The organism is Allobosea sp. 2KB_26 (genome assembly GCF_052115715.1).
In the GTDB taxonomy this organism is placed as follows: domain Bacteria; phylum Pseudomonadota; class Alphaproteobacteria; order Rhizobiales; family Beijerinckiaceae; genus Allobosea.
The window spans coordinates 941,670-960,138 of record NZ_JBFRHE010000001.1 but is presented as its reverse complement, the minus strand read 5'-3'; the positions used below and the strand labels follow the sequence as shown (position 1 = coordinate 960,138).

General features: G+C 63.7%; 15 protein-coding genes. 9 read left to right on the top strand and 6 right to left on the bottom strand.

The window, feature by feature from the left end; all coding sequences use genetic code 11:
• Positions 1-179: 179 nt before the first annotated feature.
• The 4 genes from AB4099_RS04710 to AB4099_RS04695 all read right to left on the bottom strand — a co-directional run bounded on the left by AB4099_RS04710 (position 180) and on the right by AB4099_RS04695 (position 5,034).
• A complete protein-coding gene (locus tag AB4099_RS04710) occupies positions 180-527 on the bottom strand; it encodes a hypothetical protein (protein WP_113513055.1) in 348 nt (115 codons plus the stop codon).
• 37 nt (positions 528-564) lie between these two features.
• Complete coding sequence (locus AB4099_RS04705; RefSeq protein ID WP_441477199.1) at positions 565-2,100, bottom strand: serine hydrolase; 1,536 nt, start codon at positions 2,098-2,100, stop codon at positions 565-567.
• Between the two features lie 102 nt (positions 2,101-2,202).
• Positions 2,203-3,006, bottom strand: a complete 804-nt coding sequence (locus tag AB4099_RS04700; RefSeq protein WP_441477198.1) for a hypothetical protein — start codon at positions 3,004-3,006, stop codon at positions 2,203-2,205.
• A gap of 651 nt (positions 3,007-3,657) precedes the next feature.
• The gene (locus AB4099_RS04695) at positions 3,658-5,034 is read right to left on the bottom strand and encodes a serine hydrolase domain-containing protein (RefSeq protein ID WP_441477197.1); all 1,377 of its coding nucleotides are present in this window, start codon (positions 5,032-5,034) and stop codon (positions 3,658-3,660) included.
• A gap of 398 nt (positions 5,035-5,432) precedes the next feature.
• Here AB4099_RS04695 and AB4099_RS04690 point away from each other — a divergent pair, with 398 nt between their 5' ends.
• Positions 5,433-6,368, top strand: coding sequence for an alpha/beta fold hydrolase (locus AB4099_RS04690; RefSeq protein ID WP_441477196.1), 936 nt, complete (start codon positions 5,433-5,435; stop codon positions 6,366-6,368).
• A 327-nt stretch (positions 6,369-6,695) separates the two neighbouring features.
• Here AB4099_RS04690 and AB4099_RS04685 read toward each other — a convergent pair whose 3' ends face one another.
• On the bottom strand, positions 6,696-7,418 hold the full coding sequence (locus tag AB4099_RS04685; protein WP_441477195.1) for a rhomboid family intramembrane serine protease: 723 nt from the start codon (positions 7,416-7,418) through the stop codon (positions 6,696-6,698).
• A gap of 72 nt (positions 7,419-7,490) precedes the next feature.
• On the opposite strand from AB4099_RS04685, the gene AB4099_RS04680 reads away from it, so the two are divergent.
• Positions 7,491-8,372: a hypothetical protein gene (locus tag AB4099_RS04680; protein ID WP_113513067.1), complete on the top strand. Its 882-nt coding sequence runs from the start codon at positions 7,491-7,493 to the stop codon at positions 8,370-8,372.
• A 223-nt stretch (positions 8,373-8,595) separates the two neighbouring features.
• On the opposite strand, the gene AB4099_RS04675 is transcribed toward AB4099_RS04680, so the two are convergent.
• Entirely contained in the window at positions 8,596-9,003 is a 408-nt protein-coding gene (locus AB4099_RS04675) for a Sec-independent protein translocase family protein (RefSeq protein ID WP_441477194.1), read from the bottom strand.
• Between the two features lie 349 nt (positions 9,004-9,352).
• On the opposite strand from AB4099_RS04675, the gene AB4099_RS04670 reads away from it, so the two are divergent.
• From AB4099_RS04670 to AB4099_RS04640, 7 genes are all read left to right on the top strand, one after another.
• A complete protein-coding gene (locus tag AB4099_RS04670) occupies positions 9,353-10,252 on the top strand; it encodes a GntR family transcriptional regulator (RefSeq protein WP_441477193.1) in 900 nt (299 codons plus the stop codon).
• 150 nt (positions 10,253-10,402) lie between these two features.
• Complete coding sequence (gene aptA / locus AB4099_RS04665; RefSeq protein ID WP_465248478.1) at positions 10,403-11,734, top strand: omega-aminotransferase AptA; 1,332 nt, start codon at positions 10,403-10,405, stop codon at positions 11,732-11,734.
• A gap of 34 nt (positions 11,735-11,768) precedes the next feature.
• Complete coding sequence (locus tag AB4099_RS04660; RefSeq protein ID WP_441477192.1) at positions 11,769-13,199, top strand: NAD-dependent succinate-semialdehyde dehydrogenase; 1,431 nt, start codon at positions 11,769-11,771, stop codon at positions 13,197-13,199.
• 22 nt (positions 13,200-13,221) lie between these two features.
• The gene (locus tag AB4099_RS04655) at positions 13,222-14,067 is read left to right on the top strand and encodes an alpha/beta hydrolase (RefSeq protein ID WP_441477191.1); all 846 of its coding nucleotides are present in this window, start codon (positions 13,222-13,224) and stop codon (positions 14,065-14,067) included.
• A gap of 84 nt (positions 14,068-14,151) precedes the next feature.
• Positions 14,152-15,705: an ABC transporter substrate-binding protein gene (locus AB4099_RS04650; RefSeq protein WP_441477190.1), complete on the top strand. Its 1,554-nt coding sequence runs from the start codon at positions 14,152-14,154 to the stop codon at positions 15,703-15,705.
• A 13-nt stretch (positions 15,706-15,718) separates the two neighbouring features.
• The gene (locus AB4099_RS04645) at positions 15,719-16,858 is read left to right on the top strand and encodes a C45 family autoproteolytic acyltransferase/hydolase (RefSeq protein ID WP_441477189.1); all 1,140 of its coding nucleotides are present in this window, start codon (positions 15,719-15,721) and stop codon (positions 16,856-16,858) included.
• Positions 16,859-16,882: 24 nt separating this feature from the next.
• Positions 16,883-18,433: an ABC transporter substrate-binding protein gene (locus AB4099_RS04640; protein ID WP_441477188.1), complete on the top strand. Its 1,551-nt coding sequence runs from the start codon at positions 16,883-16,885 to the stop codon at positions 18,431-18,433.
• Positions 18,434-18,469 lie beyond the last annotated feature (36 nt).

Here is an 18,469-nt window from a genome sequence, read left to right as displayed (position 1 = left end):
GCACTTCAAGACCAAGGCTTCCGGCGCGGCGGGTTGGACTGTCGATGGGCTCAGGCGTCCGGCCTGCCCTGGAACCACGGCCCTGGTTCGGCATCATCGCCGCCTCGCGCGGGATCGGTCCAACGCGAGGCGGCGTAAGCTCAATGCCGCTCCCCGGATGATGGAGCGGTCGTCAGGTCTTACCAGCCACGCTGCTGCTTGATCATCTGCTTTTGCGCCTCCTTCTGGTGACGCCAGTAGTCCTTCTGCGCCTCCTGCTGCATTTGATAGTAATCGCGGATGCGCTCCTTCCGGGACGTCGTGTCCCGGTAACGCTGCCAGTCGTAGTGATCGTCGTGAACGTAATTGTCCTGATCGCCCAGGAAATCGATGATCCCGCGAAACATGTCGCCGGCTGGCACGATATGCCGCTGCTCGCTCATGGCCTGAGAGGGAGCAGTGAGCGGGGCCGCGTAAGCCGCAGCGGCAGCCATGCTCAGGGCAAGGACCAATGAAGTCCGGGCCAGCTTGTGGGAGAGGGGGCTCATGGGGCTCGTCCTTGGAATGGCGCGGAAGGGTTCAGGCCTATTGGCCAGGCTGGCGTGTGAAGACATGCGGCAGTTCCGGAGACAGCCAGCGGAGTTCGGCGATGCTGCCGGAACTGTCGCGCTCGAACCGGATCTGGGTGAAGGGAATATCGCCTGCGATGGCCACGATCGGCTCATAGCCAGCCGTCGCCATGAGGCGCGCGGAAAACAGGTTCGGGTCATCCTTGCTGGACACGAGCAGAGCGACCGCCTCGGTCTTTTCGAGAGTCATCTGCAGTTTTCCGTCGACGGCGGCGACCGTCGCCGTGCCGAGAACCGGAGAAACATAGCTCCCGACAAGTGCGCCGGCAGAGGGAGCAAGCGGCCCTGGGATGAAGGCGGCCGCCTGTTTGCGCTGCAGCTCACGGTTTGTCCGCATGGCGGCGGCGGCGAGTGCGATGTTGTCGACCTCAGGATTGCCGAGAACCCGGTCGTAAAACCATTGCGCGAGCGCATCCGCCATGGCCGCATTGCCGAGATTGGTCAGGATCACGATGCCGGTCCTGCCATCTGGCAGGAAGCCGGCATGGGCGCCGAAGCCCGGGGTTCCGCCATTATGCCAAATCACGCGCCCGTTTGGCGTGGCGTTGACGACCCAGCCGACGGCATAGCTGACGCGCTCGCTCATCGCGACGCGGGGTGTCCAGGTGACATCGAGGTTCTCCTCGGAGACCAGGGCCTTCTCTCCGAAATGCCCACGCCCGAGCTGCAGGCGCAGCCATTGGGCCATATCCTTGACATTGGAGTTGAAGGCGCCAGCGGGGCCGTACGCATAGGGGAAGGCAGCGTGGAACGGGATTGCGACCGGGCGCTCGGCAAATCTGTGGCCGGTGGCATGGTCGGCGGTTTGCGTGATGGCTTCCAGGGTGGCCGTCGTCGATGACATGCCAAGCGGATCAAGCAGCGTCCGCTTCACCGATTCGTACCAGCTTGGCGAGCCGTTCACCTTCGCCAGCACCTCGCCGGCGACCATGTGCGGGATGTTGAGATAGCCGAACTGCGAGCGGAAGATGCCCGTCTGCGGCGCTACGCGCAGAGACTGGATCAGCGTCTGCTTGTCAAAGCCGAGAAGGGTCAGGTCGTCATTGACGTAAGGGGTGAGGCCGGAGCGCTGCGCGGCGAGGTCGAGGATACGGAAATCGCGCGAGATCCATGGATCGGCCAGTTGGAAGGTGGGTATATGATCGATGACGGGATCGGCCCATTTCAGCCGGCCGGCATCCACCGCCTGGGCGAGCGACGTCGTGAGGAACGCCTTGGTCGTCGAGCCGATCTGGAAAATGGTGTCGGGCGTGACGCGGTCGGCCTTGTCGATCGTCTTGACGCCGAAGCCCTTGCTGTAGATGAGCCGGTCGTCGAAGACGATGCCGATGGCCATGCCAGGAACCGAGAACTCCTTCATCCCGGTAGCAGCCTGTTTCTCGAGGCCGGGCAGGAGCGCCTGAAGCCTTTCGCCTGTGATTTCCGCCTTGGAAGGATGAACGGCAGCGAGCGTGAAGAGCGCCGCAGCGACAAGACTACCGCAGTGTTTCATGGTTATCCACTTTCGAGCAAAGTGCATTGACACGGCATTTGGCGTCAATATTTGGCATAAATGCCACGGGGGGCTGAGATGCAGCGATTTGGTGGTTTGAATCTAATGCCATGATGCTGATTTTTGTAAGAATTCAGAGGATGGTATTCGATCAATGATCCGCTCAAGTGGTGCCAAATCTTTAAGTTTCGCTTCACAAAGGCCGGAGGACGAAGGCGCATTCAGGAAATCAACGATGCCGGAACCTAGTGCGACCGTTGCGGCATCGCGGCGATAGCCGAGCGCGGCCAATTCACTCTCGACCAGTGCCCCGTCCGCATCGAGATAGCCCGTGCGTGCGACCAGATCCTCGGCCTGGCCGCCATGCGCCCTCAGAAGCAGGATGCGGCAGGCGGCGGCACGAGCGTCGGGATCATGCACTGCCGCGCCGCTGAGAATGCCGCCGATGAGATTGGCCGGCAGGGTGGGCAGGTTCAGCGCCAGAAGGAACAGCCGCTGCGTGTAGGAGCAGGCGAGGGCACTCTGTGCGGTACGGCCATCGCTCAGCAATTGCCCGCTCATGCGGACCTGACGGTTGAACAGGTTTTCGCTGTAGCTGATCTGCAGGCGCTGCATGGTATCCGCGTGGATTGCCACTGTCCCGATGATCAGCCGGCCCGCCTCGACGCGAGACCAGGCCGGTGAGATCGCGAGATAGACGCCCTCCAGCCAATGCTCGCCGGGGTGCAGCCCACGTCGCCCGGCTACCGACGATTCGACTACGGTCGGGGCGGGGGGCGAGCCCGACCGTAGGCCTGCCTCGCTCCGCAGCGCCGAGAGCGCGGTTTCCGGCACGGCGAAGTGGGTGCTGATCGCGTCCTGAAACTCATCGAAGGAGGACGAGGCGAGGAACGGAGCGGTCAGCATGCCGCCGAGCACCCGCGCCCAATCCTCATAAACGCTGGATGCGCGGGGCACGGCCTTGCCGCTGAGCCATTTATAGGCGTTCTGGGGCACGAACAGCGTCGTCCGATTGCTGGCCGCAAAGCGCGCGCAGAGTTCCTTGTGGGTCGAGCAGCCAAGCGCCAGTGACGTCAGCCTCAGCTTCAGGGCGAGGTGACGCGAGGCTGAGACAATCGGTGGCTGGCGATCCATGTCCGCCGGCCGTGTCGCGCTGCCATCCAGTCTGAATTGCTTCACCGCGCTCCCCAACGGTTGCTCTGGACGACAGGCCGAAACTGGCGACCAAGCTCTAAGAAGGCGACGCCTGTGCGCTGCCCGTTAGGAGCCCGGCCGCCGCGGTCCTTGGAAACGGTGGATCTATGAGTGAAGCTAAGTTGAAATCGCGGGCGAGCACCATGACCGTGCATCTCAACTTGATGACCATCCGTCCAAGGCCGCCGACCGCCCTCGCTCCCGCTCGAACTTGCCGTCTACAATGATCGGAGCGGACTGATTGGTCGGGGGCGAGCCAATATGGCTTGGAGGATGACGGCCATCCCGCGGGCACGGCGATGCGGCCTTCAGGACATCCACTCCCCTTGTGGCTTCAGCCCACGCTTTCAGCGCAGTCGGAACCTAGAGAAATGGAACAGGGTGTTCGGGAGCCAGTTTGGCGGCGATGAGAGAGACCGTCGCATCGGCAAGATTGGGAGCGCGTTCATTCCAATCCGCGACGGAGTCGCGGGTGAAGGTGGCCGCCACGGCGATGGTTATGCGCCCGATTTTCGAGCGTTCCTGCGGTAAAGTGCCGACGGCAGAAGCGTAGCCACCGAAAAGTGGGGTTTGAAACACCCAGTCGCCGCGCAGCATGGCGCCGAGCCCATAGTTGAAGCGCTTTGTCAGGCTATGGCAGGTTGGGCAGCCTTCGAGCGGTACGCCAAAGCCGACCAAGCGTGGCTCTATCATCTGCTTCAGCGATTGCGCGGAGAGAAAGCCAACGCTTCCGACGATCGTGTCGAAGCTGCGGGCCATGTCGTCAATCGTCGTGACCTGGATCGCACCGGCAGGCAACGTCCATGACGGATTCCAGTAGGTCGCGTCCTCCCACACGCCGCGCTCTGCCGTGAAGGCGTGGATGGCGGGTTCTGGGATCGTCGCGTTGTCGAATCCGAAGGTGCCGCCAAGTTTGAGTGGTGTCAGGATGTACTCGTCCATCAGGCGATGCATCGGCTTGCCCGTGGCGACCTCGAGAACCTGCCCGAGAATGACATACCCGCTATGGGAATAGTCCCAGTTTTCTCCGGGGGCAAAGCGCCTCGACTTGGACAGGCTTACCGCGATGAGATCCTGCGGCGTCCACGTCCTGAAGGGATCCGCGATGAAAGGCTTCACGAATTTTTCGTCATTGGCGACATGATCGGGATAGCCGGCCGTCATGTTCGCCAGCATGCGGATGGTCGCCTGGCCTGAGGCGGGCAGATCAGGAAGCCAGCGCGAGATGGGCATGTCGAGATCGACGATACCTTCCTCCGCGAGTCTCAAGGCAAGCGCCGCAATATATGTGAGGGCCACGGCCCCGTTGCGGAAACGCCCATCTATCTTCGCCGGCACGCCGGTCATCGCCTCGCCGAGCGCGAGGCTCGTCACGTCCTTACCGTCGATGCGCACCTGCAAGAGAAGCGAATTCAGGTGGTGCTTTTCGAACTGCTCAGAAGCGATTGAGCGGATCTCTTCCAGGCGCCCCAGGTCGAGTTCCTGTGCCTGCGCGCTTGGCCATGATGCGCCGACGCAGCCCATGAATATGACAGCGAGCCTGGCTGCAAAGAACATTTGGCGCCCCAAAGCTGAGAGTTGCGAAGACAATGGTCGCGAGGAGGACGTCGCCAGGATCATCGCCGAATGGATATCGCGGAGCTGACGATGGCGAGCTTTGGGGCATGCCGCAGTCGCTACGGGCGTGGGACAAGGGGAAACTTCGATTGAAACTAAGGGGAAATCGTTGCCGGGCACCATGACCGTACATCCCAACTTGATGACCGCGCGTCCGGGATCGCCGCCTGTTCCTGCGCCCGAGCGGCCTTGCCCCTGCAGCGATCGGAACCAGACCGATCCGGTGGAGGTGCCGAGAGTTGGGATGGGCTCTGACTGCACGAAGCCGACCTGATCTGCCTCTTGAAACGTCCTCGGCGCACCGGCCAAATCGGCCGGCCTGCGTGCATGTCGAGGTCGATCTCGACACGCTCGGCGAGGCTGCCTGGAATGCAGCCAGTGAGGCGAAGCCGACGTTCTGCTTAGCAAGGCCATCGTTTGCGTCGCAAGCCGTCGCTGCCTAACCTCGTGGCCGGGCATTCGCCGCGTGAGCTCGCTGATCCAGTCGGGGATGCCGAATGCCGCGCCGGAGAGCCCACCCAATGTCGCCTCAGTGCTCCCTGATCCTCGTGCTTGGTCTGGTCGCCTCATCAGTCTCAGCGCTTGCGGAGAGCGGCGATGTCTCAGGCGTGGTCAACATCGACGGCAGTCGCAATATGTACCTCGAATGTCGTGGCATGGGGGCTCCTGCCGTCGTCATCGTGGCAGGCGCGGGAGCCTCCGCCGCTGATTGGACCCAGTCCGAGCCAGGCAAGGTGAACGTCTTTTCCGCAGTGGCGGGGTCCACGCGGGTCTGCGCCTACGACCGGCCGGGAACTCCGGTCGGCGAAGCGCCGAGCCGCACCGACCCGGTCTCGCAGCCGGTCACCGCGCGGGCGGCGGTCGCCGATCTGCATGCGCTGGTGACCGCTGCCGGCATCGCGACGCCTTTCGTGGTCGTCGGGCATTCCTATGGCGGCCTCGTCAGCCGGCTCTATGCGATGACCTATCCCGACGAGGTGAATGGGATGGTGCTCGTCGATGCCTTGTCAGAGGGGCTTCGGGCAGCGCAGGCCCCTCGTGAATGGGCGATCCAACGCGTGCTGCTCGATGGCGACCTGACTGAAGCCCTCAAAGTCTATCCGGCGATCGAGCGTGCCGATGCGAATCTCAGCTTCGATCAGCTGCTCGCTGCAGCGCCGCTCCGGCGGATGCCTTTGACCGTGCTGAGCGCGGATCACCCCTGGGGACCACTCGTCCCGGGGCTTATCGCCGATGGCCGACTGCCCGCCGGCATTCCTTGGGATTTCGGCTACGTCACCGACAGGGCGCAAAAGCAGGCGCAGGCAAGGCTCGCTGCACTCGTGCCGGGCGCCAGGCATGTCACGAACACCGACAGCGGCCACGAGATCCACAAGGACCGGCCGCAACTCGTGATCGATGCCATCCGCGACGTTGTCGCCGCCGCGCGTGACGGCAGGGCCAGCATGTTGCCGTAACACCAGCCGCTCGGTCTCCGGCGGGGCGTCTATGCGATGCGTCCTGGCTAACTGGTCGGCCCGGCCAGCCTGTCGGAAACCATGTCTGGAGCATCGTGGTTGCTTGGATACTGTCTGTCGCCGACGCGCGAAGCGTCGACCGTTCTCGGCGGAGGAGAAGATAGGCATCGTGTTGGAAGCCCCGCGCTGCGAGGAGAGCATCAGCGTGTCAAACGCTTCCACTGCCTCCTGGGCATCCAGCGTCCTCAGAGATATCTGCATCCCCCGCGCTTGACGCGCTGCGGTCGGCGACGCGGTCCTGCGTCCGTAAGGTTTCGACGTCGCCCATCAGCAAAGTCGGGACGTCCGAGCAGGGGGCGGGGCCGCCGCGAAAGACGTATCCACGAAGGCTTCAAGCTCTTCTTCTGCTGCCGGGTAGGATGTCTTCCAAATCGCGGCGATCATCATGCCGAGGGCGAGTGCGCCAACATGCACGGCATAGGCTGTGCCGTCATCCTCGCCCATGCCTAGTGCCAGGGACGCAACCTGCAGCCCGGCCCAGTAGCCCAGAAAAGCCCAGGCCGGCACGGCGATCCGCTTCCAGAACGGCAGGTAGACAATGATCGTGCGCATCCGCGCATACGGGAAAAGCACGAGATAGGCGCCCAACAAGGCCGAGACCGCGCCCGAAGCCCCAATGACGGGAACGCGAGAGGCTGGCGACAATAACCAATGCACGACAAATCCCATGACACCCAAAAACGGGAATACCAGGGCGAAACGCCACCAACCGAACAAGCGCTCCAGTGATCTGCCAAACACCCACAGAAACAGACAATTGCCCGCCAGGTGGAACATATCGCCGTGCAAAAGGCTGGCGGTGACCAAGGTATGCACATGGCGCCAAGGCCGGGTGGAAAACAGCGCCGGCGTGAACCCGAGCTCGGCAACGAGAGTGCGGTGCAGCCCAGAAAGCTCGTCGGCGGCTGTGACCGCAATCATCAGAGCCAGCAGAGCCCAAACGACGGGGGACCGGAAGCCATGAATGAGATTGTCGCCGTAAGGGAACATTGGAATTGTTGCTTGTCGCCTTCATCGGTGGGATAGATTACATGGATGCGATACCGGGGGAACGGGGGGGAGATGAAGAATTTGGGGGGCCACGTCGGTGTGGCATTCTTCGGGATTTTGTCCTTCGCCATCACGGTGGCCTTAGTGACGGCCATCGATCGCGCGACAGGCTTCAATTTGTTTGCATTGAGTGTCTGGGTCGTCGTCCCAGTTGGGGCGACGCTGACGGGAGCTGCTGCTGCATCCGGCTATTACTTCGGGAGTCTGCTCTTCCACACTCGCCCGAATTGGTTCCTGCTTGTGCAGGTCATGATCGTGGCGGCGCTCGCGCAGTTCGCGATCTACTATGCCGAGTATTCGACGCTGGTCCTCGACAACGGCATCCGTGTTGCCGATCGAATAGGCTTCTTCGATTACCTCGACATCCGACTGACGACGGCTCACATGCGGATTGGGCGGGCTCAGACAGACACCGGCGCAGTTGGCTCCTTTGGATACTGGTTAGCCGTTTTCCAGTTCGTGGGCTTCATTCTGGGCGGTATCGCGACCTACGTATTCCTCAAGGATCATCCGGTTTGCAAAATATGCTCGCGCTATCCGCGCAAACTCGCGACGAGCATGCAGCATTTCAACGATCGCGAGGCCTTCGCCACCTATTACGACAATCTTTTCGACCATCCCGTCGACGGGCCGGTTTTCGCCCAGTGGATGGGGCATGATCCAGACAAAGGGCTGATCCGGGAAGGCACGATCCTCGCAACTTCGACACTCCGTGGCTGTCCCCACTGCAAGACGCAGCGCATCGGCCAGGCAGTCCAGATCATGGGGAAGAGTGATTGGAGTGCCGTTCCGTCTCTGACACGAGACGTAGGCATCCCTCAGGACATCGATCTTCGGCCAGTCTTCAAGGGCGAAACGGGCCGACGCATCAGTGCACAACCGGCTTCGGCTTGAATGTTCGCGTTTCACTCGGACCGGCGCAGCTGAGCAGATGACCCGCGTCATATCCTGCAACGGGTCATCTTCCCGCTTGTCATATCCGATGCTCGGTACGGGGGGCGAAGACGGCCAGTCAGTTGAGACGGTAGCGCCGAGGAGCTCTTCGAGGTTCTCGGCGCTACCGTCTCCTGGCGTGATACGCAAACGCGACCAGAGCACGGCGGTTGGTGCGTCTGCCTTAGATCGGGGCAGGCACCCGCTGATGGACCGCGAGGTCGACACCAATTGCTTCGGCAGCACGTTGATTGCGCTCTACGGTGTCGTTGAAGCGAAAGCCCTTCTCGATGAGGCGGTTCGTATACTGCTTGTTGTAGAGGAAGCTGACGATGATTTGCCAGAGGCCAAGGGTCACGAGTGAGAGAAGGCAGTGCAGCGCCGCAATCCCGATCTCACTGCGAAAGAGTGGGACGAAAAATCCGAAGAAAAAATACGTCCACGAGAAACCGTAAAAGCCCGAGCGGAGCTGGCCTGTTGCGTTGTTCTTCATCATCACCGGTTTCGCGCCGACACCGCAAAGCTTGAGGATGATCGGCGCGCCGAGGATCGCCAACACGACGAGCCAATGCCAAATCGATGCTCCACCCATATTTTCCCCCTAACCAAGAGTTACCACTCGATTGCAATTGCACGGTGGGGACCGCTCCGCAATCCAGGTCCTCGCAGCCGCTTGCCGCCTGGTCATTTCTCCGCATGGATGGCGCGCGATGACGTCAGCATGCGCCGGTCAATCCGGGTTCCATGGGATCTTGGCTGAAGGCTGACATGCGAGAACTGCACGTCGCGAGCCCGACGAGAGTGAGCCAAGGATCGGGCCGGTAAGGTCGACCGCGGGGAAGCTCAATCCGGATTGCAGCACGAGAGGTCGTGATAGGGTTCGGTTCTCGTTGAAAAAATAATGCAATTCGGTTAGGGCTGCGGCGCACGGAGTTGTCTCGATGAATGAGCGTTCGCTTCCCGGCCAGACATTGCGGAAGCCCAGCAATCTCCATACCGCTCTCGCGAAGCGAATTCTGGCCTGCGCTGCCGAGAAGCAGTGGTCGGCCGGCTTCCACCTGCGGGAGGCCGAGATTGCCCGAGCCTTTGAGGTTTCGCGTACTCCGGTGCGGGCCGCGCTCGGCCTGCTGGCCGAACAGGGCGCAGTCGAAGCACGCGTGAACCAAGGCTTTTTTCTCGCACGGGACGGCAAGGATCTCGAGGCCGCAGAGCGCTCCCTGCCGAGCGCCCGCGACGAGGACATCATTCATGCCATCCTGCGGGATCGCGAGGCTGGCCGCCTGCCCGAGAACCTCATCGAGACCGACCTTCTGCAGACCTATCAGATCGGCCGGAGCGCCCTCAGCAAGGTTCTGCTGCGCCTTGCGGAGGATGGGCTGATCAAGCGCCGCCGCGGCCACGGCTGGAGCTTCGTGCCTTCGCTCGCTTCGCCTGAGGCGCGCGAGGAAAGCTATCGCTTCCGCATGATGATCGAGTGCATGGGGCTGTGTGAGCCCAGCTTTCGGGTCAACAAGGCGGCTTTTGCCCGGAGCCGGGCCGCGCATGACGCCTTCATCGCCGATCTCGATCATACGCCGTCCGCCGAGCGCTTCTTCGAGATCAACGCCGGCTTTCACGGCATGCTCGCCGCCTGCTCCGGCAATCGCTTCGTCGTTCAGGCGATGGAGGCGCAGAACTCCCTGCGGCGCCTGACCGAGTACGCCGATTACGGCGGCCTCGACCGAGAGGCGTTGCTGCGTTCCTGCCGGGAGCATCTCGCCATCCTGGATGCGCTCGAGCAGGGCGACACCAACTGGGCGGCGACCCTGATGCGCCAGCATCTGACGCGCGCGCCGCGCTGAGACGGTCGTTCTTTCCCCGCGGCTGAGCCGAAGGCGTCACGCCTTTGCATTCGTGACATTCCGTTGGCTCGAAGGCGGCTGTCACGCACGCTTGACATTGTATTATTTTTGCAAAAAGATCAAAAAATCATCCAGCCCTCCCGAGGTCCCATCTTGCTCGCTTCCGCCGCCACCCGCCCGAATGACCTCGACGCCCATTGGATGCCGTTCACGGCCAATCGGCGCTTCAAGAGTGACCCGCGTCTCTTCGTCGGTGCGGAGGGCAACTATTACCTGACGGCCGATGGGCGCCGGATCCTCGACGGCATGGCCGGTCTCTGGTGCGTGAATGCCGGGCATGGCCATCCGCGGATCAAGGAGGCGATCAAGGCCCAGGTCGACCGGCTCGACTACGTCTCCTGTTTCCAGATGGGGCATCCCGACGCCTTCACGCTGGCGAGCCGCATCGCCAACATGATGCCGAAGGGGCTCGACCATGTCTTCTTCTCCAACTCGGGCTCGGAGGCCGTCGATACCGCGCTCAAGATCGCGCTGGCCTATCATCGCCAGCGCGGCGAGGCGGGGCGCTCCCGCCTGATCGGCCGGGCGCGCGGCTATCACGGCATGGGTTTCGGCGGTCTCTCGGTAGCCGGCATCAGCCGGCATCGCCGCGATTTCGGCCCCCTTCTGCCGGGCGTTGCCCATCTCCCGCACACGCTGGACCTGGCCAGGAATGCCTTCTCGCGCGGCGAGCCCGATCATGGCGCTGATCTCGCCGAGGATCTCGAGCGGCTCGTGCAGATTCATGATGCCTCGACGATCGCGGCCGTCATCGTCGAACCGGTTGCGGGCTCGACCGGCGTGCTGCCGCCGCCCAAGGGCTATCTCAAGCGCCTGCGCGAGATCTGCGACAAGCACGGCATCCTGCTGATCTTCGACGAGGTGATCTCGGGCTTCGGCAGGCTCGGCGCCTCCTGCGCAGCCGAGGCCTTCGGCGTCATTCCCGATATGATCACCTGTGCCAAGGGGCTGACCAATGGCGCCGTGCCGATGGGGGCGACCATTGTCGGGCCGCATATCTACGAGGCCTTCATGACGGGCCCGGAGGGCAGCATCGAGCTCTTCCACGGTTATACCTATTCGGGTCATCCGCTCGCCTGCGCCGCGGGCCTTGCCACCCTGCAGGTCTATGAAGAGGAAGGGCTGTTCGAACGCGCGCGGCGGATCGCACGTCACTGGGAGGATGCGGCGCATGCCTTGAAGGGCGCGCCGCACGTCATCGATATCCGCACTATCGGTCTCGTGGCCGCGATCGAGTTCGAACCGCGGCCCGGCGGAGCAGGCCAACGCAGTTCGGAATGCGCCGAGGCCTGTTTCCAGGACGGTGTACTCGTCCGCGCCGGCGCCGACCTGCTGGTGCTGTCGCCGCCGCTGACGATCGAGCCCGACGAGATCGACCGCCTCTTCGCCAGCATCCGCAAGGCGCTCGCAACCATCGCCTGATCCTGCCCATTCCCGTTTGAAGAGGTTGCGCGACGTGAGCGCCCATCCCGAGATTACCCTGCATATCGGCGGCGCGGCTCGCGCGGGCTCCGGCGCCGAGATCGAGATCCATGATCCTGCGACCGGCGACATCCTGGCCACGGCGCGCCTGGCATCGGCGGCCGATCTGGACGACGCGCTGAAGGCTGCAGAGGCCGGCTTTCCTGCCTGGCGCGCGGCCTCGGTCTTCGAACGTTGCCGGATCCTGCGTCGCGTCGGCGAATTGCTGCGGGCGCGTCAGGACGCCATTGGCGAGGTGATGACGCGCGAGCAGGGCAAGCCTCTCGGCGAGGCGCGCGGCGAGGTGGCCGCATCTGCCGAGGTCTTCGAATGGTATGCCGAGGAAGGGCGCCGCGCCTATGGGCGGGTCGTTCCGAGCCGCACGGCCGGCGCCCGGATGATCGTGGTGCGAGAACCGATCGGCCCCGTTGCCGCCTTCACGCCCTGGAATTTTCCGGCATTGACGCCGGCGCGCAAGATCGCCGGTGCGCTCGGGGCCGGCTGCTCGATCATCATCAAGCCCTCGGAGGAAACCCCGGCGACCTGCCTGGCCCTGGTCGAGGCCTGCGTCGAGGCAGGCGTGCCGGCGGGCGCGATCAATCTCGTCCTGGGAGATCCGCCAACGGTCTCGCGGCATCTCGTCAGCTCAGCGGTCATCCGGAAGGTGTCGTTCACCGGTTCCACGGCGGGAGGGCGTGCGGTTGCGGCCCTGGCCGCCCAGGGGCCCAAGCGCGCGACACTGGAACTCGGCGGCCACGCCCCCGTCCTGGTATTCGATGATGTCGATGTCGAGGCGGTGGCTGCGCTCGGCGCCCAGCGAAAATTCCGCAATGCCGGCCAGGTCTGTGTCGCGCCGACACGGTTCTATGTCCATGAGGCGGTGCATGATCGCTTTGTCACCGCCTTCGCCTCGGCCGCCCAGCGGATCAAGGTCGGCAATGGCCTCGACCAGGGCATCGGCATGGGGCCGCTTGCCAATGCCAGGCGGTTGGAGGCGGTGCACGGGTTGATCGAGGATGCCCAGCGCCATGGCGCCAGGCTTGTCTGCGGAGGCGAGCGCATCGGCAATCGTGGCTTCTTCTATGCGCCGACCGTTCTCGCCGATGTGCCGGAGGCTGCGGCGATCATGAGCGAGGAGCCCTTCGGGCCGGTGGCTCCGATCGCCCGCTTCCGCGATCTGGACGAGGTCATCAGTCGTGCCAACGGCTTGCCGGTCGGGCTCGCCGCCTACGCATTCACAGGCTCCGGCTCACGGGCCCTGGCGCTCGGCGAACGGATCGAGGCCGGGATGGTCGGCATCAACCGCTTCGAGATCGCGGCGGCGGAAACCCCATTCGGCGGGGTCAAGGATAGCGGCGACGGCCGCGAGGGCGGCACCGAGGGGCTCGACGCCTATCTTGTCACCAAGACGATCAGCCAAGCCTGAGACGACCGGAGAAAGACGACCGATGACGCGCAGCGGACATGGCGAGAAGCTCTCCTATTACCAGCTCGGGCGGACGGCGATCTTTGCCTGCCAGGCCGACCAGCGCTTCTCCTATTGCTGCTATATTCCTGAGGGCTACGAGGAGAACGGCACAAGGCGCTATCCGCTGGCCGTCCTGATCCACGGCAGTACCCGCACGGTCGACAGCCTGCGCGACCAGTTCATCGACTTCGCGGAAGCCAACCAATGCGTCGTCCTGGTCCCGCTCTTTCCCTGCGGGATCGGGGAGCCGGGCGACACGCATAACTACAAGCGCATCCTCTATCGCGGCATCCGCTACGACCTCCTAGTCCTGGCGATGATCGAGGAGATCGGCGAACTCTATCGCCTCGACGCCGAGAAGGTGCTGATGCACGGCTTCTCCGGCGGCGGGCAGTTCGTGCACCGCTTCTTCTACCTGCACCCGGAGCGACTGCTGGCGGTCTCGATCGGCGCTCCCGGCGTCGTGACCCTGCCGAACCCGGACAAGCCGTGGTGGCTCGGGACAGGCGATCTGAAGAGCATCTTCGGACGTGAACTTGATCTGTCCGCGATGCGCAAGGTCGCAGTCCAGATGGTCATCGGCGGCGATGACACCGAGACCTGGGACGTCACCGTCGCTCCCAGTTCCTCGAACTGGATGGAGGGCATCAACGAGACCGGCGTGACGCGGGTCGATCGCCTGCGCTCGCTGGAGCGCGCCTTCCTGAGCCTCGATATCCCGGTGCGCTTCGATGTCGTGCCCGGCGTCGAGCATATCGGACATCTCGTGCACCCCCCGGTGAAGGAGTTCTTCGCCAGCGCGCTTGCCCAACGGCAAAACCTCTAGCGGGGTAGGGCGCGGCGATCTGCCAGCCATTTGGGCGGTGACACCGGAAAACCGGGCGCCGCTCGTGAACGAAAGGGAGAGATCATGAAGGTTGCATGGCTTGCGGCCCTGGCCGCGCTCGCCTGCCCGATGCAGGCGCTCGCTCAGGTCCCGAAGCAGGGTGGCGAGCTGCGCATCGCGCTCTCCACCGATATCACGAGCAGCGAGCCGGGTGTTCGGCGCAGCGGCGACAGCGACACCATCCTCCATCATGTGCTCGAGGCTCTGGTCGCCTATCGCGAAGACCTGACCATCGCGCCGTTGCTGGCCGAGTCCTACACGATCGGCGATGGCGGCCGCAGCTACAGCTTCACCCTGCGCGACGGCATCACCTTCCATAACGGTGCGCCGATGTCCTCGGCGGACGTGAAATGGAGCTGGGACCGCCTGCTGGACCCGGCGACGAAATGGCAGTGCCGGGGTTGGTATGACGGTTCGCAGGACGCCAAGATCGAGGCGATCGAGACGCCCGATGCCCGCACGGTGGTCTTCAGGCTCGCCGCGCCGTCGGCGCTCTTCCTGCACTATGTCGCCAATGTCCAATGCCTGACCGGCATCCTGCACAAGGATTCGGTCGGGCCGAACGGCGAGTGGCGTCAGCCGGTCGGCACGGGCCCCTTCACCTTCGCCGAGTGGCGCAAGAACTCGTTCATCCTCCTCAAGAAATTTGCCGGCTACCGACCGCGTTCCGAGCCGATGAGCGGCTATGCCGGCGCGCGCCTCGCCCATGTCGATCAGGTGCGCTGGATGGTGGTGCCCGACGATGCCACGCGCAGGACGGCCCTGCGGGCAGGCCAGATTGACTGGATCGTCACCGATGTTTCGGATGTGGTCGAGCTGAGGGCGGCCAAGGGCGTCAGAGTCTCTACCGCACAGGGGCTGAGCTGGAACGTGCTGCTCGTCCAGACACGCGATCCGCTCTTCGCCGATATTCGAGTCAGACGCGCGCTGGCCCATGCTATCGATCTCAAGACGCTGGTGGAAACCAGGACGGACGGGCTCGGCAAGCCCAATCCCTCGGCCATCCCGGACTCGAGTTCGGCCCATACGGCCGTCCACGGCAAGGGTTATGCCTACGACCCCGATCTCGCACGCAGGCTGCTGAAGGAGGCCGGATATGACGGGCGGCCGATCAAGCTGCAGACGTCGCAGAAGCTCGCCCATCTCTACGATACCGCCATCATTCTCCAGTCGATGCTCAAGCAGGCCGGCTTCAATGTCGATCTCGAGGTGCTGGAATGGGCAACCCAGCTCGACCGTTACAGCAAGGGTAATTTCCAGCTCCAGTCGTTCCGCTTCACGGCACGGCTCGAACCTTCGCTGAACTACAAGACGATCGTCGGTTCCAAGGATGTCGACCCTGACAACCAGTGGGAGGACCCGCAGGCGATCGCGCTGCTGTCCTCGTCGACGGCGGAACTTGACCCCGGCCGACGCCAGGCGATCTTCGACGAACTGCACCTGCGCATGATCGACCAGGCGCCGATCGTCAGCCTCTACAATACCCCCCTCGTCGAAGCCTCGACCGATCGCGTCGACGGCATCGGCGTCACCGGCTTCGGCAAGATGCGGGCCTGGGGCGTGTGGATCACCCGTTAGCAGGAGCATGCCGATGACAACCTCGCCCTTTCCCTTCGTCTCCGTTTCCGGCGCCCCGCGCGTGCGCGGCCGGCACTATGGCGAGGCAGCCAGGGAGCGCGTGCGCCGGAGCGTCGGGCTCTATGGCGACCAGCTGGCGGCGTTCGGCTATTCGGCTGCGGCCCAGTCCGAACTGATCATGGCGTTCGCTGGCGAGATCGAGGCCTTCGGGGCCCATTACATCGAAGAGATGCGCGGGATCGCCGAAGGGGCCGGCGTTACGCTCGAAGACATCGTGATGATCAACGCCCGGACCGAGGTCATCGCCAAGGCCCGGATCGAGCGGAGCCGGCCGCAGCGGGAACAGGATGAAGCCGATGATGGCTGCACCGGCCTCGTGGTCATGCCGGAGCGCAGCCTGACGGGGCGTCTGATCCATGCCCAGAACTGGGATTGGCGGGCCGAATGCGCGGAGACCGCGATCGTGCTGCGGGTCCGCCCCGATAACGGCCCGGATTTCCTGACCTTCGTCGAGGCCGGGGGGCTTGCCCGCTCGGGCATGAATGCGGCGGGCCTCGCCATCACCGCCAATTATCTCGACAGCGACAGGGACTATCGCCAGCAGGGGGTGCCGCTCGCCCTGATCCGCCGCAAGGTGCTCGAGCAAACCCATCTCGCCTTCGCGATCAGGGCCGTGGCGACGACGCAGAAGACCTGCTCGAACAACATGATCCTGTCGAGCGCCGAGGGGTTTGCGGTCAACTATGAATGCGCCCCGGACGAGGCTTTCGCAATCTATCCGAGCGAAGGGCTGATCGTGCACGCCAATCACTGGGTCAGTCCCATCGCGCTCGGCAAGCTCAGGGATACCGGTCTCGTCAACGTGCCCGACAGCGTCTACCGCGACTGGCGCGTGCGCCGGTTGCTGGATCAGGGCGGTGGCGGCCTGTCCGCTGCCGAGGTGAAGGCTGCGCTCTTCGACGATTTCGCCACGCCCTACAGCGTCTGCCGGCCGCCGCGGCCGGGCCTGCGCGATGAGCACCTCTCGGCCACCGTCGCGATGGTGGTGATGGAGCCGGCGAGTGGCGTGATGGAGGTGGCGGGTCTTCCCGCCCTCGATCGCCGCTTCACCCAATACAGCCTTGCCGACGAGCCGAAGATGCTCGCGGCCTGACATTTCTATCCGCGGGAGGAATGAATGAGAATGCGTTTCACAGTACTCGCATTGATGATGGGTGCTGCCTGTTTTCAGGCCTCGAAGGCTGAGGCCGACACTCTGCGCGTGCGTCTCAATGCCGATATCCGGAGCGTCAATCCCGGGGTGAACCGGGACGACACGACGGATGGCGTGGTGCTTCACATGGTCGAGGGCCTTGTTGGCTACTCCGCCAACGGCACCCCGAAGCCGCTGCTCGCAGACAGCATCGAGGTGTCGCCGGATGGGCTGACCTATACGCTCAAGCTGCGCAAGGGCGTGAAGTTCCACGATGGCACGACGCTGACATCCGCGGATGTCGTCTGGAACTGGCAGCGTTACATGGACCCGAAGACGGGCTGGCTCTGCACGGGAGAGTACAACGGATCGGACATACTCAAGGTCGAGATCGCCGCTCCCGATGCGGACACCGTCGTCTTCACCCTGAACCGGCCGAGTTCTGTCTTTCTCGCGGGCATCGCGCGGAACCAGTGCGGGCAGACTGCTATCATCGCCCGCTCGTCCTTCAACCCTGATGGCTCGTTCAAGGCGCCGGTCGGGACCGGGCCATTCAAGTTCGGGGAATGGAAGCGCGGTGAATATGTCCGCCTCGACAGGTTCGACGGCTATACTGATCGTGGCGGCGAGCCGGATGGTTATGTCGGGGGCAAGCGCGCGCTCGTCGATACCGTCAATTTCATGGTGATCCCTGACAACGCCACGGCCAAGGCCGCGCTGCTTCGTGGTAATATCGACATCCTGCCTTCGCTGGCGGCAGCCGATATTCCAGAGCTGAAGGCGCGGCCCGAGATCAAGGTCTCGTCCTCGCCGACCATGATGCTCAACACGATCCTGCTGCAGACCCGTGATCCGCTGCTGGCCAACGTCAAGATGCGTCAGGCCATAGCCGCCGCGATCGACACGCGCGAACTCGTCAAGGCCGTATCGGAGGGGCTGGGGCAGTCAAATGCTTCGGTCGTCCCGACGGAATCGCGCTTCTACTCGAAGGAGCAGGCCCGCCTCCACAGCTATGACCCGGCCAAGGCTGCCCGCCTGCTGAAGGAGGCGGGTTATGCCGGCCAGCCGATCGTGCTGATGGCGAACAAGAACGAGCGCGACACCTATGAGAGCGCTGTCATCGCCCAGGCGATGCTGCAGTCGGCCGGGATCAACGCGACGCTCGAGGTGCTGGAATGGGCGACGCAGCTCGATCGTTACAGCAAGGGCAACTACCAGATGCAGTCCTTCTCCTATTCGGCCCGCTATGACCCCGCCCTGGCCTATGGCGCGGTGATGGGCTCGAAGGACAAGCGGCCGAACCGGATCTGGGACGATCCGCAGGCGGAGGAACTCCTGCGCGATATCCTGGCGTCGACCAAGGATGGCGAACGTCAGGCCCTGTTCGACAAGCTCCATGCTCTCTTCATCGAGCAGGCGCCGTTTCTGATGCTCTATAACGGTGTCGAAGTCGCCGCGGCGCGCGCGAGTGTCCAGGGCTATGCCGCCACCATCATGCCGAAGCCGAGACTCTGGGCCGTCAGCCTCAGGAAGTGACCGGTCGCGCGCAGGCAAGCCGCCCTCCAGCGGCTC